This window comes from Paenarthrobacter sp. UW852 (genome assembly GCF_024608385.1).
In the GTDB taxonomy this organism is placed as follows: Bacteria; Actinomycetota; Actinomycetes; order Actinomycetales; family Micrococcaceae; genus Arthrobacter.
In genome coordinates this window covers 1-15,737 of record NZ_JAMSGY010000013.1, presented here as the reverse complement: position 1 = coordinate 15,737, position 15,737 = coordinate 1, and the positions used below count along the sequence as shown (strand labels likewise).

Sequence of the window (15,737 nt, the reverse complement as noted above, 5' to 3'; positions counted from 1 at the left end):
GTGAAGGTACCAGAGCGGCTTCGCGGGGTGATCGCCAGCACGTTTCCAGGCGGATGTGGTGCCACTAATTCACTAACTTTTGGGGAAGGAATTACGACATGCGTAAATCACTATTGGCTCTTTCCGGTGCTGCAGCAGCTGGCGCCATGGCAATCGCAATGCTGGCTACCGCGCCGATGGCTTCTGCCAGTGCGGGGGCGTCAGTGACCGGCTCCTACGCCTACTACAGCTCGTCCAGCAAAGTCCTGACAAGCCAGGACACAAAGTCGGACGGTGTCTCATCTGTGGCTCAACTGAGGTATGTGTCGAATGGAACTACTTACAGTGCGACCCTGACCAATAGCGCTGGGTATGGATCTGTTGGTCAAACCCAGGGCAGCGGCCGTGTATGTCCGGGCGTGCCTCAACAACCGAAGCGCCGGCACCGGCATCTATGGTTGCTCAGCCTGGGTTGCCACGGGCGCTTAGAAACTGGCAGCAGAGCATGCGTTCGGGTGCCCTACGGCGCCGAGGCCCCGGATGCGTGCTGGTCTCTGACGATTTTGTCATCAGAATAGGCTCTGGCGACTATGTGATGGTCAAGGCCTCGAATTCTCGCCTGAGCTCGAAATGCCTCTGAGGTAGGATCCCGAAGAAGTGGAGTCATCACGAAGAAGAAGCCGACGATGTTCGCATTCGTAGTTCTCTCGGTCGGAGTGCTGGCTGGAGTGGGTGCTGTCGCGGCACCTGCTGCACAGGCCGCGGCGGACCAATACACATATGTCGCCGGATCGACCCAGGCCAATTGTCAATCCGCTGTCGACAAGAAGCTGTGGGCGTTGAAGGCAATGGGCTACAGCGCCCAGGTCTCCACCCCTTGTCACGCTGCAGGGGTTACTGCCGCAGCTCTCTGGGTGTCATTCATCAGATACCACAACTGAGAAAGGGATCTTCAGAAGCCAAGCTTGTGACCAATTGGAACATCTTCGTTCATCAACATCCAGACGTTCCACAGAGGCTGGAGCTCGCCCCTAAAACAACGGCCAGGGCACCGCGGGCGCTTGTCCGCTGGGCGCTGGGAACTGCCCAACAGAGCGCAAGCGGTCGGAGCGCAACGCCAATGCTTCGACTTCTTCGGCACTGAGCAGCCCCGCGAGTTGTTGACCCAGCTCGCCGTGGAGCCCGTCGCGGACACGATCCAGTCCGGCGAGTTCATCTGCGTTCAGGGCGTCCCCAATCCACCCCCACAGCACGGTGCGCAGCTTGTGGTCCTGGTGAAAGGTGAGCCCATGGTCCACGCCGTGCCGGTGTCCGTCAGCCATGGCAAGAATGTGGTCACCCTTGCGGTCGGCGTTGTTCACCACGACGTCGAACACCGCTGTGCGCCTGAGTGCCGGCGTATCTTCGTGGACCAGCGCAACGGTCCGTCCGTTCTCGTCCTGGCCTTCGAGAACACGCTTCCAACCCGTCTCCGGCACTGAATCCGCCGCCACCAGATCCACGGCGTTTTGGGCCGGGTCCTGGTCCTGCCACAGCTGCACCATTCCTTCGCCCAGTGGGCCATCGCGCAGCCACGTCCGGGGAACGACGCCCCACCCGAAGGTCTCCGAGACCAGAAAAGCGGCCACCTCACGGTGAGCCAGGGTCCCGCTGGGAAAATCCCAGAGCGGACTTTCGCCTGCTATCGGCTTGTAGACGACCGCAACCTCGCCGATGCGGCCAAGGAATGTGGCGTTGGATGCCGTCGTGATGCGTCCGGTGAGGGTGAGCTCCGCGGTCAGCAGGTCCGGCGTCGGCATCAGAGCCCGGGGGAGGGGCAGACGTGACCTTCGGCATCCATCGGGTTGCCACACAACGGGCACAGAGGACGGCCGGCGTCCACGATCTCCCGGGTGCGCTTAGCGAACGCACGGGCTGTTCCTACCGGCATCCGTACCAGCAGCATTTCGCGGTCGGAAGCATCATCCAGGTCCAGCGCATCATCGTCTTCGTCATCGAGCTCGGAGATGGGATAGGCCTCGATCACCACCTGGGCCGTGGTGGGGTCCCAACCCAGGCTGATGGCTCCGGTACGGAACTGCTCCTGGACGGGCTCCAGCGGATCATTGTCCACCAGCTCTATGGGAGTGCCCGTGGGAACACTGAAGGGATTGCCTCCCACCGTGATGAGCTGGTCGAGAATCTCGTCGATTTTCTCGGCCAGGAGAGCCGACTGCTGCTTCTCCATGGCGATACTTACGATCTGTTTCCCTGCGCGCACCTGCAGGTAGAACGTGCGCGCGCCCGGAAGGCCGATCGTACCGATCACTACCCGATCGGGCCAAGCAAACTCGTGAACACGTGTAGGCATGTCAATATTCTAGGCAGAGGACGCTCAGGGCGTCGTGTGCCCGGCGCCGCCGCCCACGGGGGCATCCCCCGAGGGCGCGCTCCGGGAGAGCCAGGAAAGATCGCCGGCCACCGTGTTGGTCGCGACGACGGCAGGCCGGGGGGAGCCGTAGCGGACGATCGATACCGAGGCGGGGTCAACGCTGAGGCGCTGGAAGAGGTCAAGGTGCATTCCCAGCGCATCGGCGAGTATGGACTTGATGACGTCGCCATGGCTGACCGCCACCCATACGGACTCCGGGCCGTGTTCGGCTTCGAAGGCTGCATCGTGGCGCCTGATGGCTGCTACTGAGCGGGCCTGCATGGCGGCCATCGACTCGCCGCCGGGAAAGACGGCTGCGGATGGTTGGGATTGTACGACCTGCCACAGGTCCTCGGTTGCGAGCTCACTGAGTTTGCGTCCCTGCCACTGGCCGTAATCACACTCGGTGAGCGCAGGTTCGATCGGGGAGTACGGCTTGACGGCCTGGCGGTCAATGATGAGCCCGGCAGTCTGCCGGCAACGTTCAAGGGGGCTCGACACCACCCCGACCAATGGCACCGACGCAAGCCGGTCTCCGGTGACGGCTGCCTGGTCGCGCCCGATCGCGTCGAGGCTGACTCCGGGGGCCCGCCCGGCCAAGAGTCCGGAGGCATTGGCTGTGGTGCGTCCGTGCCGCACGAGGATAACTGTCGCCATTCCCTTAGCCTAACTACACGCCCGACGGCGGTCGGTCGCCAGCCCGGCACCGGCGAAAATCGTTCCTGTCCTGCTGTCAGACAGCGAATGCTACCACCGAGTAGCGTTTGACTTGAAATTCCCGGCAGTTTAGGCATGTAGAGGTTGCGGAACGGTTACAGTTTGGCCATCAAGTCCCAACATCCGGACGCAATGTGGGTAGGCTTACACTCACATGTAGGCAACGTCACAGTAGGAAACTGTGCCTGTGCCTGGGGGGAATCACGAATTTCCCCTCCTCAACTCCACGACTCATAGGAGGCGGAATGCGTTTCTCGCGCACTTCCAAAGCTCTAGGCGTAGCGGCGATCATCGCCCTCGCAGCCACCGGTTGCGGTGGCGGCGGTAGCAACAACTCCGGTTCATCCGCGGGCGACCCCAACAAGGTCATCATTGCTGACGGCTCTGAGCCGCAGCGCCCGCTCATGCCGGCAGACATCAACGAGGTCGGCGGTGGAAAGATTGCCACGCTGATCTTCTCGGGCCTTGTCAGCTACGACCCGTCCGGTAAGCCCGTCAACGAGCTGGCGGAGTCCATCGAGGCGCCTGACGCCAAGAACTTCACCATCAAGCTGAAGAAGGACCAGAAGTTCACCAACGGCGAAGCCATAACGGCCAAGACGTTCGTTGACTCGTGGAACTTCGGTGCAGCAGCAAAGAACGCGCAGCTCAGCGCCACGTTCTTTGAAAGCATCAAGGGCTACGACGAGACCAGCGCCGAAGGTTCCACAGTGGAGACCATGTCCGGCCTCAAGGTCGTGGACGACACCACCTTCACCGTTGAGCTCAAGCAGCCCGAGTCCGACTGGCCGCTGCGCCTCGGCTACACGGCCTTCATGCCCCTTCCGGCAGCAGCTCTTGCTGATCCCAAGACCTACGGCGAAAAGCCTGTAGGGAACGGCCCGTACAAGATGGCAGAGAACGGCTGGCAGCACAACGTGCAGATCCAGCTGGTCCCGAACGCCGACTACAACGGTCCGCGCAAGGCCAAGAACGGCGGCGTGACGTTCAAGATCTTCCAGAACGACGACGCTGCATACCAGGACCTGCTGTCCAACAACCTGGACATCCTGCAGACCATCCCCACCAGCGCACTGAAGAACTTCAAGACCGACCTTGGCGATCGCTTCATCGAGAAGCCGTACGCGGGTAACCAGACCATTGCCATCCCGGAATACCTTCCGGAGTGGAGTGGCGAAGCCGGCAAGCTGCGCCGCCAGGCCATCTCCATGGCCATCAACCGCGAAGAGATCACCAAGGTCATCTTCAGCGGCGGTCGCCAGCCGGCCAAGGACTTCACCGCTCCCGTTCTGGACGGCTACAGCGACAGCATCCCCGGTTCTGACAACCTGAAGTTCGACGCCGCCAAGGCCAAGGACCTCTGGGCCAAGGCCGATGCCATCCAGAAGTGGGATCCGAACACCGTCTTCACCGTTGCCTACAACGCTGACAAGGGTGGCCACAAGGCTTGGGTTGAGGCTATGACCAACCAGCTCAAGAACAACCTCGGCATCAAGGCCGAAGGCCTTCCGTTCGCCACCTTCAAGGAAGCCCGCGATCTCGCGACCTCGGCCAAGCTGACCGGTTCGATCCGTGCCGGCTGGCAGGCAGACTACCCGTCGCTGTACAACTTCCTCGGACCGATCTACAAGACCGGTGCAGGCTCCAACGATGCCCGCTACGCGAACCCCGAGTTCGACAAGGCTATCTCCGATGGCCTGTCCGCCCCGAGCGTTTCCGACGGCAACAAGGCAATGAACAAGGCGCAGGAAATCCTTCTCAAGGACCTGCCTGCCATCCCGCTGTGGTACCAGGTAGCACAGGGTGGCTGGAGCACCGGCGTCTCGAATGTTGACTACGGCTGGGACGGCGTCCCGCTCTACTACAACATCACCGGCAAGTAAGCGCGATTCGGCGGCGGAAGTGCTCAGTTGAGCACCTCCGCCGCCTTATCTCGTTGCAAATCAATGACGCCCAACTCTGGTTGGGCGTCCTTGTGCAGGCCTACACTGCCTTGGCATGGAACGTTTGCACATCAGACGAAAAGGTTCTTTGATGAACAACTCCGCTGCACCCCAGCCCCGGGTGCCTGCTGATCGGGGTGTGGTGAGCTGATGGCCACCTATATCCTTAAACGCTTCCTCCAGCTGATTCCCGTTTTCCTGGGAGCGACACTGCTGGTCTATTTCCTGGTCTTCAGCCTTCCTGGCGACCCCATTGCTGCACTCTTCGGCGACAAACCCGTCAACGAAGCGGTCGCGGCCAAGCTGCGTGCCCAGTACAACCTGGACCAGCCCTTCATTGTTCAATACCTGCTCTACCTCAAGAGCATCTTCACGTTCGACCTTGGCCAGGACTTCTCCGGCCGGCCGATCGCAGCCGTACTTGGCGAGGTCTTCCCCGTCACGGCACGCCTCGCCGTCATGGCCCTGATTTTTGAAGCTGTCTTCGGCATCGCCTTCGGCTTGGTCGCAGGTCTTCGCAAGGGCAAGCTTTTCGACGGCACCGTGTTGATCGCATCCCTGATCGTCATTGGTATCCCGATCTTCGTGCTCGGCTTCATCCTGCAGTTCTTCATTGGCGTGCAACTGGGGTGGGCCAAACCCACGGTCAGTGCGGCGGCTACGGTTCAAGACCTGATCCTGCCGGCCATCGTTCTTGGCCTGGCATCATTCGCTTACGTTCTGCGGCTTACCCGCACCAGCGTCATCGAGAACATGAATGCCGACTACGTCCGGACCGCGACGGCCAAGGGCCTGTCCCGCTTCCGGGTCATCAATGTGCACATTCTCCGCAACTCGCTCATCCCGGTGGTGACCTTCCTGGGAGCCGACCTCGGCACGCTGATGGGTGGAGCAATCGTTACGGAAGGCATCTTCAACGTCCCTGGTGTGGGTAACCGTTTGTATCGTGCCGTCCTGTCCGGTGAAGGCCCAACCGTGGTCAGCATCGTCACAGTGCTGGTGTTGATCTACTGTCTCTCCAACCTGCTCGTTGACCTTCTGTATGCCTGGCTTGATCCGAGGATCCGTTATGACTCCTGAAAATAACCTCACTGGGCAGGACACCGCCCCGCGCCACATCGAGCACTTCGTTGCCGATCTTGAAGAAACGCCCCTCCAGGCGACCGACAAGGTCAAGGAAGACTCCGCGCCTTCGAGCCTCTGGGGCGAAGCGTGGAAGAACCTGCGCAAGCAGCCGCTGTTCATCATCTCGGCGATCATGATCCTGGCTGTCGTGGTTGTATCGCTCTTCCCGGGCCTGTTCTCGCAGATCGATCCCACGTCCGAGGCCTGCCAGCTGTCCAACTCCGATGGCGGGCCGGCTTCCGGGCACCCACTCGGGTTTACCCAGCAGGGCTGTGACGTTTATGCCCGCGTCATCTTCGGCACCCGTTCCTCGGTGACTGTCGGCCTGTTTACCACCATCGGCGTCGTTCTCTTTGGCGGCATCATTGGTGCGCTGGCCGGTTATTACGGTGGCTGGGCTGACGCCCTGCTGGCGCGCCTGACGGACATCTTCTTTGCCTTGCCGCTTATCCTCGGCGCCATTGTCATGATGCAGCTGCCCGTTTTCCGTGCGAACCGCACGGTGTGGACGTTGGTACTGATTTTGATCGTCTTCGGCTGGCCGCAGATTGCCCGCATCACCCGTGGCGCAGTGATTGAAGTCAGGAATGCCGACTTTGTGGTCGCTGCCCGCTCGCTGGGTGTTTCCAAGTTCCGTTCGTTGTTGCGCCACGTGCTCCCCAACTCCTTGGCTCCCATCATCGTGGTGGCAACCATCTCGCTGGGCACGTTCATCGTGGCCGAATCCACGTTGTCCTTCCTTGGTATCGGGCTCCCACCGAGCGTCATGTCGTGGGGTAACGACATCCAGGCAGCGCAGGCTTCGTTGCGATCAAACCCGATGCCTTTGCTCTACCCGGCTATTGCCCTGTCGATTACAGTCTTGAGCTTCATCATGCTCGGCGATGCCCTGCGTGATGCCCTCGACCCCAAAGCGCGTAAGCGATGAAAGGCGAAGCCATGAACTCTTCAGTTCACATCAAGGAAGAAGTCGCCGGCTCCGAGCGTCCCCTGCTGGAGATCAAAAACCTCGCGATCAACTTCGCCACCAGCAATGGTGAGGTCAACGCCGTCAGGAATGCCCACCTCACGGTGATGCCCGGTGAAACTGTGGCCATCGTGGGCGAATCAGGTTCGGGGAAGTCGACGTCGGCCCTCGCCGCCATCGGCTTGCTGCCGGGGAACGGCCGGGTAGCTGCCGGCGAGATTCTCTTCGACGGGGAAGACATTGCCCACGCGAGCGAGAAGCGGATGATCGAACTCCGCGGCAATTCCATTGGGATGGTGCCGCAGGACCCGATGTCCAACCTCAACCCGGTGTGGAAGATCGGTTTCCAGGTCAAGGAGACCCTGAAAGCCAACGGTCTTCCGTCCGGCCCCGAGGACGTTGCCAAGGTCCTGTCCGAGGCAGGCCTGCCTGACGCAGCCCGCCGCGCCAAGCAGTACCCGCACGAGTTCTCGGGCGGCATGCGCCAGCGCGCGCTGATCGCCATCGGCCTTTCCTGCCAGCCGCGCCTGCTGATCGCGGATGAGCCGACGTCGGCCCTTGACGTGACGGTCCAGCGCCAGATCCTGGACCACTTGGACAAGATGACGTCCGAGCTGGGTACGGCCGTTCTGCTCATCACCCACGACCTCGGCCTGGCGGCCGAGCGGGCGGACAAAGTAGTGGTCATGTACAAGGGCCAGGTTGTGGAATCCGGTCCGTCCCTCGAGCTGCTCCGCAACCCGCGGCACCCTTACACCAAGCGACTGGTATCCTCAGCGCCCTCCCTGGCGTCCCGCCGTATCCAGGTCGCCAAGGAACAGGGTGTCGAGTCCGACGAGCTGCTGGCTCCCACGGAACCCGTGGTGGTCGAGTCGGCACTTCCCGAGGAGGTGCTGAAGGTTGAGGACCTGACCAAGGTCTTCAAGCTCCGTGGAGGTATTGGCAAGACCACTGACTTCACGGCTGTTGACTCAGTCTCGTTCTCCGTTCGCCGCGGTACCACCACGGCGATTGTGGGGGAGTCCGGCTCGGGCAAGTCCACTGTTGCCCAGATGGTGCTGAACCTGCTGGAACCGACGTCCGGAAAGATCATTTTCGACGGCGTCGACACCTCCACGCTGAACAGCCGGGACTTGTTCAAGTTCCGCCGCCGGGTGCAGCCCATCTTCCAGGACCCGTACGGCTCACTCGATCCGATGTACAACATCTTCCGGACCATCGAAGAGCCGTTGCGCACTCACAAGATCGGCACCAAGGCCAGCCGGGAGAAGAAGGTCCGTGAGCTTCTGGACCAGGTGGCCTTGCCGCAGTCGACCATGCGTCGCTACCCGAATGAGCTCTCCGGCGGTCAGCGCCAGCGCATTGCGATTGCGCGAGCACTGGCCTTGGACCCCGAAGTGATCATCTGCGATGAGGCCGTCTCCGCTTTGGACGTGCTGGTGCAGGCCCAGGTCCTGAACCTGTTGGCAGAGCTCCAGGACAACCTGGGCCTGACCTACCTGTTCATCACCCACGACCTCGCCGTTGTGCGGCAGATCGCGGACCACGTCTGCGTGATGCAGAAGGGCAAGCTGGTGGAAACGGGCAGCACGGACGACGTCTTCGACAACCCCCGTGAGGCGTACACCCAGGCCCTGCTGGATGCCATCCCCGGTGGTTCGCTGCTTCTGCCGCCCGAGGTGGCCTGACCCGGCGTCGAACTCCAACAAAGCCGCAAATAGCAGGAGCCGGTGGTTTCCCCAAAGGAAACCACCGGCTCCTGCCGTTTAAACTGCCTGCAGGCCGCTACTGTGCCGGCGTCCCGGTTTCACTGTCAGGACGCGCAGTCAGGCCCAGTGCGGTGAGCTCACGGGCCAGGACGGCCCCCAGCTTGGCGTGTCCTGCGGGTTTCAGATGGACGCCGTCCTGGAGATCTCCAACGGCGTTGTACCGGGTGAGCCAGTCGCCGGCGCTGACGAACGGTATGCCGTGTTTTGCTGCGATCCTGCCTACGAGTGCGTCCACTTCGGTGCGTCGGGCGCCGCCGTTACTGGCACCGCGGGCGAGAGTACCGATCATGGCGAGTTTGGAGCCTGGGTAGCGCTTGGTCAGCGCCGCCAGCAGCCGTTCGGCATTGCTGGTGATCTGGGCGTCCGTTGCCCGCTGGGTGGCGTCGTTGCCGCCGCCCTCGATGACGATCAGGGGAGGCTCGCCATAGGGGAGTACCCAGTCGCCACGCTGGAGTGCGTCAATGTAGTTTCCCGTCTTGCCGTTCGAAGCAACATAGCCCGTGCCGCCCATGCCCACGACATGCAGCTTGTATCCCAGGGCAGCAATGCCCTGCTGCGGCCAGGAGTCCTTGGGCATGGCCTGCGAGTCTCCGATCAGTACCGCCGTGTGGCGTACGTCGGCCAGCACCAGTTCGTTGCGGTTGTTCGTGGGGTTCTTGTACAGGGAACCGACAGGCAGGTTCAGTGCGGTCGGGGAGGGCGCGGACCGCAGGGGTTTTTCCGCGGCGGACGTTTGTGCCGGCCCGGGCGCGGCTGATCGCGTTGAGACGGTTTCGGGTGGTGTTTGGTTCTGTCCGCAGCCCACCAAAAGAACGCCGACGGCGATCAATGGTGCGAGCATGCGGAACGTTGCCGGGGCTTTGCGCATCGTAGGTCTCCGTGTGGCACTGGTTCTGCTGCAATCATGGGGCACGAACGCCGGAAAATCCAGCAAGTGGACGTGTGGTTACTGAACAGTGATGTGCTGTGAGCAAGGCCACATCCCAGCCGCTGATGGCTTGCTTTTTAGGCGCATAAATGCTTCTGCGTTTAGACTTGCTTTAGGTGCCCTGTGTCCCGGGGTCTTTTCGCTGTGTGTTCCGATCAAGTCGATCAGGTATGCGCGCGGATACAAACAGCTGACTTCACCACTGAATCGAGTCATTAACGCATGTCTGAAACCATCACCAACACTGCGTCGCGGAGCGATCTGCGCAACGTCGCGATCGTCGCACACGTTGACCACGGTAAGACCACCCTGGTCGACGCCATGCTCAAGCAGACCAACTCCTTCGCTTCCCATGGTGAGGTTGAGGACCGTGTCATGGACTCCGGTGACCTGGAGCGCGAAAAGGGCATCACCATCCTCGCGAAGAACACCACGGTTGCCTACAACGGCCCGTCGTCCAATGGCGAGACCATCACCATCAACGTCATTGACACCCCCGGCCACGCCGACTTCGGTGGCGAGGTTGAGCGCGGTCTGTCCATGGTTGACGGCGTCGTCCTGCTGGTCGACTCCTCCGAGGGCCCGCTGCCCCAGACCCGCTTCGTGCTCCGCAAGGCCCTTGCAGCGCACCTGCCCGTCATCCTGCTGGTCAACAAGACCGACCGTCCCGACGCCCGCATCGACGAGGTTGTCCATGAGTCCATGGACCTCCTCCTGGGCCTGGCTTCGGACCTCGCGGACGAAGTTCCGGACCTGGACCTGGACAAGGTCCTCGAAGTTCCCGTTGTTTACGCTGCCGCCAAGGTTGGCCGCGCATCCCTGGATCAGCCCGCCAACGGCTCGGCACCGGAGAACGAGGACCTCGAGCCCCTCTTCAAGACCATCATCGAGCACATCCCGGCTCCGACGTACAACCCGGACGGCGTGCTGCAGGCCCACGTGACCAACCTGGACGCCTCGCCGTTCCTTGGCCGCCTCGCCCTGCTCCGCATCTACAACGGCACGCTCCGCAAGGGCCAGACCGTTGCCTGGGCACGTGCCAACGGCGAGCTCAAGAACGTGAAGATCACCGAGCTCCTGGCAACCCAGGCGCTCACCCGCGTCCCCGCCGAGTCGGCTGGTCCGGGCGAGATCGTCGCTGTGGCCGGTATCGAGGAGATCACCATCGGTGAAACCCTCACGGATGCCGAGAACCCGCAGCCGCTGCCGCTGATCACCGTGGACGATCCCGCGATCTCCATGACCATCGGTATCAACACCTCGCCGCTGGCCGGCAAGGTCAAGGGCGCCAAGGTCACGGCCCGCCAGGTGAAGGATCGCCTGGACAAGGAACTGATCGGTAACGTCTCCATCAAGGTCCTCCCCACCGAGCGTCCCGACGCCTGGGAAGTCCAGGGCCGTGGCGAGCTGGCACTGGCCATCCTCGTCGAGCAGATGCGTCGTGAAGGCTTCGAGCTCACCGTTGGCAAGCCGCAGGTAGTCACCAAGACCATCGACGGCAAGGTCCACGAGCCGATGGAACACATGACCATCGACGTGCCCGAAGAGTACCTTGGCGCTGTTACGCAGCTCATGGCAGCCCGTAAGGGCCGCATGACCAACATGGCCAACCACGGTACGGGCTGGTGCCGCATGGAGTTCATCGTGCCTGCACGTGGCCTCATCGGTTTCCGCACCAAGTTCCTCACGGACACCCGTGGCGCCGGTATCGCCGCTTCCATCTCCGAGGGCTACGAGCCGTGGGCCGGCCCGATCGAGTACCGCACCAACGGTTCCATGATCGCCGACCGCGCCGGTGTTGTTACCCCGTTCGCCATGATCAACCTGCAGGAGCGCGGTTCCTTCTTCGTGAAGCCCACCTCCGAGGTTTACGAAGGCATGATCGTCGGCGAGAACTCCCGCGCAGATGACATGGACGTCAACATCACCAAGGAAAAGAAGCTCACCAACATGCGTGCGGCTTCCTCCGACACCTTCGAGAACCTGACGCCGCCGCGCGACCTCACCCTCGAAGAGTCCCTCGAATTCGCCCGTGAAGACGAGTGCGTCGAGGTCACCCCGGATGCCATCCGTATCCGTAAGGTCATCCTGGACTCCAACGAGCGCGCGAAGGCCAACCGCGCCCGCGCCAAGTCCTAGCCTGTACTGGCCTGAACCAGCCAGGAACAGCTGAATGAAGAGAGGAGTCGCCGGTGCGGCCCGTGGCATTGCCACGGCCGTCCCGGCGGCTCTTTTCGTTGCCGCGGCAGGAACCGCCCTGCACCGTCAAAGCGCGCTCTGGTCCGGCGTCGAAGTCCCGTGGGGAGTCGCCGCGGCCTTGGTGCTTCTGGCGTCCGTGCAGCTGTGGCTGGCCGCCTGGACGCGCTCGATAGCCCCAACGGCGGTAGCCGGCGTGGTGAGCTATGCCGCCGTCGGCGTCCTGTCCTCTGCGGGCGCGGCCAAGCAACTGGTGCTGGGCGACGCCGTCGGAAATGTGTGGGTCTTCGGCATCGGCGCAGTGACAATGATCATGCTGGTGGTTGTCAGTCGCCTGCGATTCGGGAAGCCCGCCGCGGCGGTGGCGGCGGAACCTCTTTCGCGGCGATGACCATCGCCAGGGGAATCTCGACGTCGGACGTCCGGGTCCGCACGGTGCAGCTGCTGTCGCTGCTTCTCAATAGGTAGCCCAGCGCGTCCGTTAAGCCGTCTTCGATCCTGTAGCGCACCACGACCCGGATTCCCGGCTCTGCGCTGCGAAGGAACTGTCCGGGTGGCAAATGCGGCGAAGTCACGGATTCATACTAAGACGCGGGCTAGGTTGGCGTCGGCGCACTGTTGGATAATAGGCTCGGAAGTTGAGTGCCCGGCATGATGCCGGCCGTATTACCCCGGTCATCACCGGGACAAACTGTGGAGAGGTCTGGGACGTGACGTACGTAATCGCGCAGCCGTGTGTGGATGTCAAGGACAAGGCATGTATTGAAGAATGCCCTGTCGACTGCATTTACGAAGGTGAGCGTTCCCTCTATATCCACCCCGATGAATGCGTCGACTGTGGTGCCTGTGAACCTGTATGCCCTGTTGAGGCCATCTACTACGAGGATGACACCCCCGAAGAGTGGGCCGACTACTACAAGGCAAATGTTGAGTTCTTCGACGACCTCGGTTCGCCGGGTGGCGCCGCCAAGGTGGGCAACACGGGCAAGGACCACCCCTTCATTGCGGCACTGCCCCCGCAGAACCAAGACCACTAAGGGCGGTAGTTTCGTTGATTTCCGCGGCGCCGGCTTTCGGCCTGAACCTGCCTGACTACCCGTGGGAGGCCATGGCGCCCTACGTTGCCACCGCCTCCAAGCACCCTGGTGGCGTGGTGAATCTCTCCATCGGCACGCCGGTGGATCCCACTCCTGGCTTGATTCGTGAGGCCCTTGCCAACGCATCGGACGCGCATGGCTATCCGACAGTCCACGGCACTGAGGCACTTCGCCAAGCTGTAGTGGACTGGTTCGCGGCCAGGCGCGGCGTACCGGGGCTGGATCCGAAGGATGTCATGCCGACGGTGGGCTCGAAGGAGTTGGTGGCCTGGCTGCCGTTCCTCCTCGGTTTGGGCACCGGGGATGTCGTTATGCGCCCTACGGTTGCTTACCCGACCTATGACATTGGAGCCTCGCTGGCCGGCGCCACGGCGGTTGCCGCGGATGACCTCGATGCACTGGACCCCGCCACCCGTGCGAAGGTACGGCTGATCTGGATCAATTCGCCCGGCAACCCCACCGGAAGCGTCCGCGACGTTGAGTCGCTGCGCCGGCTCGTGGCACAGGCCCGCGAGATTGGTGCCGTGGTGGCTTCCGATGAATGCTATGCCGAACTCGGCTGGGGCGAATGGGACGCCCAGCGCGGGGGAGAGGCTGTACCGAGCATCCTGGATCCCCGTGTTACCGGCGGTTCCACGGACGGTCTGCTGTGTGTGTACTCCTTGAGCAAGCAGTCGAACCTAGCCGGGTACCGTGCGGCCTTTGTCGCCGGCGACTCAGCAATCATGGCCAACCTGGTGAACAGCCGGAAGCACGCCGGCATGATCGTTCCCTACCCCGTCCAGGAAGCCATGCGGGTGGCACTGGGGGATGCCGGCCATGTCCTGGCCCAAAAAGATCTGTACCGTGGCCGCCGCGAAAGGCTGGTCCCGGCGCTGGAGAAGTTCGGTTTGCAGATCCAGGAATCCAAGGCCGGACTGTACCTGTGGTCCACTGCGGGAGAACCAACGTGGGACACCGTGGCGCGGTTCGCGGAGCTGGGCATCGTGGTGGGGCCGGGTGTTTTCTACGGAGACGCTGGAAGCGGCTTTATCCGTGTAGCGCTCACGGGCAGCGACGAACGTATTGATGCCGCCGTCGAGCGCTTGGGTACAGGCTCATAACAAAGCTGTGACTTGCGCCACTTATAGCGCTATTCCGCCAGTAACCGGACGGCACGGATTAGTTCCGCAGGGTTACTGGCGGTAGCTTTTTAACTGACTATCAATGGTGGCCTTCTCTAAGAAAGCACTTCGGCCGTTGGAGCCCTGCAACAGTAGGGCCGAAGGCGGCGACACCAGAAGTTGGTTGGACAAGCGTTCGATAGAGGCCCAAAGGCCTCATGAAGGGGACTCCATGACTGAGACCACCAGCGCGACACTGCGCCATGCCGGCGGCGAACTCGAACTGCCGCGCATCAAGGTTGTAGAAGGAAACGAAGGCTACGACGTTTCCAAGCTGCTGAAGCAGACGGGCGCCGTCGCCTATGACCCCGGCTTCATGAACACAGCGGCCACCACCTCGGCCATTACCTACATCGACGGCGACGCAGGCATCCTGCGTTACCGCGGTTACCCGATTGAGCAGCTCGCGCAGCACTCGAGCTTCCTCGAAGTTTCCTACCTGCTGATCTACGGGAACCTCCCCACTCCCACGGAGCTGGAAGAGTTCGACCAGAAGATCCGCCGCCACACGCTCCTGCACGAAGAACTCAAGGGCTTCTTCGGCGGGTTCCCGCGCGACGCCCACCCCATGCCGGTGCTTTCCTCGGCCGTTTCCGCGCTGTCCACGTTCTACCAGGACTCGCTGGACCCCTTTAACGCGGAGCACGTGGAAGTTTCCACCATCCGGCTCATGGCCAAGCTCCCGGTCATCGCCGCTTACGCGCACAAGAAGTCCATTGGCCAGCCGATGCTGTACCCGGACAACTCCATGAACCTGGTGGAGAACTTCCTGCGTCTGAGCTTCGGCCTTCCGGCCGAGCAGTATGAAATGGACCCGGTGGTCGTCAAGGCCCTGGACCTCCTGCTCATCCTGCACGCCGACCACGAGCAGAACTGTTCCACGTCCACCGTGCGCCTGGTGGGTTCGTCCAACGCGAACCTCTTCGCCTCGGTGTCCGCCGGCATCAACGCCCTCTTCGGTCCCGCCCACGGTGGTGCCAACGAGGCCGTGCTGAAGATGCTCCGCCAGATCCAGGCCGACGGCATCAAGCCCGAGGATTACATGGAGAAGGTCAAGAACAAGGAAGACGGCGTCCGCCTCATGGGCTTCGGACACCGTGTCTACAAAAACTACGACCCCCGCGCCAAGATCATCAAGGCAACGGCACACGAAGTTCTTGGCAAGCTCGGCGGCAACGACGAACTCCTGGACATCGCCATGCGCCTTGAAGAGAAGGCCCTTGCGGATGACTACTTCATCCAGCGCAAGCTGTACCCGAACGTCGACTTCTACACCGGCCTGATCTACAAGGCCATGGGTTTCCCGGAGAAGATGTTCACTGTTCTGTTCGCCATCGGCCGCCTCCCGGGCTGGATTGCCCAGTGGCGCGAAATGATCAACGATCCCCAGACCAAGATCGGCCGTCCGCGGCAGCTCTACACAGGGGAGCCGGAGCGCAACTA

The 15,737-nt window shown here is 62.1% G+C and carries 14 protein-coding genes; 10 read left to right on the top strand and 4 right to left on the bottom strand.

The annotated features are described in order from the left end of the window. Nucleotides 1-665 precede the first annotated feature (665 nt). Nucleotides 666-920, top strand: coding sequence for a hypothetical protein (locus tag NEK97_RS18415; RefSeq protein WP_257371182.1), 255 nt, complete (start codon nt 666-668; stop codon nt 918-920). 90 nt (nt 921-1,010) lie between these two features. Here NEK97_RS18415 and NEK97_RS18410 read toward each other — a convergent pair whose 3' ends face one another. Genes NEK97_RS18410 through NEK97_RS18400 form a run of 3 tightly spaced genes read right to left on the bottom strand, consistent with a single transcriptional unit; the run spans nt 1,011 to nt 3,046 of the window. After that, the gene (locus NEK97_RS18410) at nt 1,011-1,778 is read right to left on the bottom strand and encodes an SCO1664 family protein (protein WP_257371180.1); all 768 of its coding nucleotides are present in this window, start codon (nt 1,776-1,778) and stop codon (nt 1,011-1,013) included. Beyond that, a complete protein-coding gene (locus tag NEK97_RS18405) occupies nt 1,778-2,329 on the bottom strand; it encodes a DUF3090 domain-containing protein (RefSeq protein WP_257371179.1) in 552 nt (183 codons plus the stop codon). Before NEK97_RS18405 ends, NEK97_RS18410 begins: the two co-directional genes overlap by 1 nt. A 24-nt stretch (nt 2,330-2,353) precedes the next feature. Further along, complete coding sequence (locus tag NEK97_RS18400) at nt 2,354-3,046, bottom strand: histidine phosphatase family protein (protein ID WP_257371178.1); 693 nt, start codon at nt 3,044-3,046, stop codon at nt 2,354-2,356. 305 nt (nt 3,047-3,351) lie between these two features. On the opposite strand from NEK97_RS18400, the gene NEK97_RS18395 reads away from it, so the two are divergent. The 4 genes from NEK97_RS18395 (at nt 3,352) to NEK97_RS18380 (ending at nt 8,829) form a co-directional block, all read left to right on the top strand. Then, on the top strand, nt 3,352-4,989 hold the full coding sequence (locus NEK97_RS18395; RefSeq protein ID WP_235516913.1) for an ABC transporter substrate-binding protein: 1,638 nt from the start codon (nt 3,352-3,354) through the stop codon (nt 4,987-4,989). 210 nt (nt 4,990-5,199) lie between these two features. After that, a complete protein-coding gene (locus NEK97_RS18390) occupies nt 5,200-6,129 on the top strand; it encodes an ABC transporter permease (RefSeq protein WP_235516911.1) in 930 nt (309 codons plus the stop codon). Further along, nucleotides 6,119-7,102 (top strand): ABC transporter permease, encoded by a 984-nt coding sequence (locus NEK97_RS18385; RefSeq protein ID WP_257371177.1) that lies wholly within the window; start codon nt 6,119-6,121, stop codon nt 7,100-7,102. The genes NEK97_RS18390 and NEK97_RS18385 overlap by 11 nt, the downstream gene beginning before the upstream one ends. A gap of 11 nt (nt 7,103-7,113) precedes the next feature. Beyond that, nucleotides 7,114-8,829, top strand: a complete 1,716-nt coding sequence (locus NEK97_RS18380) for an ABC transporter ATP-binding protein (protein ID WP_235516907.1) — start codon at nt 7,114-7,116, stop codon at nt 8,827-8,829. Nucleotides 8,830-8,926: 97 nt separating this feature from the next. On the opposite strand, the gene NEK97_RS18375 is transcribed toward NEK97_RS18380, so the two are convergent. Beyond that, complete coding sequence (locus NEK97_RS18375) at nt 8,927-9,778, bottom strand: SGNH/GDSL hydrolase family protein (RefSeq protein ID WP_257371176.1); 852 nt, start codon at nt 9,776-9,778, stop codon at nt 8,927-8,929. A 282-nt stretch (nt 9,779-10,060) separates the two neighbouring features. On the opposite strand from NEK97_RS18375, the gene typA reads away from it, so the two are divergent. The 5 genes from typA to NEK97_RS18350 form a co-directional block, all read left to right on the top strand. Beyond that, nucleotides 10,061-11,977: a translational GTPase TypA gene (gene typA / locus NEK97_RS18370; RefSeq protein ID WP_257371175.1), complete on the top strand. Its 1,917-nt coding sequence runs from the start codon at nt 10,061-10,063 to the stop codon at nt 11,975-11,977. A 34-nt stretch (nt 11,978-12,011) separates the two neighbouring features. Further along, nucleotides 12,012-12,425: a hypothetical protein gene (locus NEK97_RS18365; protein ID WP_235516901.1), complete on the top strand. Its 414-nt coding sequence runs from the start codon at nt 12,012-12,014 to the stop codon at nt 12,423-12,425. A 319-nt stretch (nt 12,426-12,744) separates the two neighbouring features. Next, a complete protein-coding gene (fdxA, locus tag NEK97_RS18360) occupies nt 12,745-13,071 on the top strand; it encodes a ferredoxin (RefSeq protein WP_211711286.1) in 327 nt (108 codons plus the stop codon). A 14-nt stretch (nt 13,072-13,085) separates the two neighbouring features. Next, nucleotides 13,086-14,234, top strand: a complete 1,149-nt coding sequence (gene dapC / locus NEK97_RS18355; RefSeq protein WP_257371173.1) for a succinyldiaminopimelate transaminase — start codon at nt 13,086-13,088, stop codon at nt 14,232-14,234. A gap of 232 nt (nt 14,235-14,466) precedes the next feature. Beyond that, nucleotides 14,467-15,737, top strand: a 1,271-nt coding sequence (locus NEK97_RS18350) for a citrate synthase (protein ID WP_257371171.1), incomplete at its 3' end; no start/stop codon positions are given.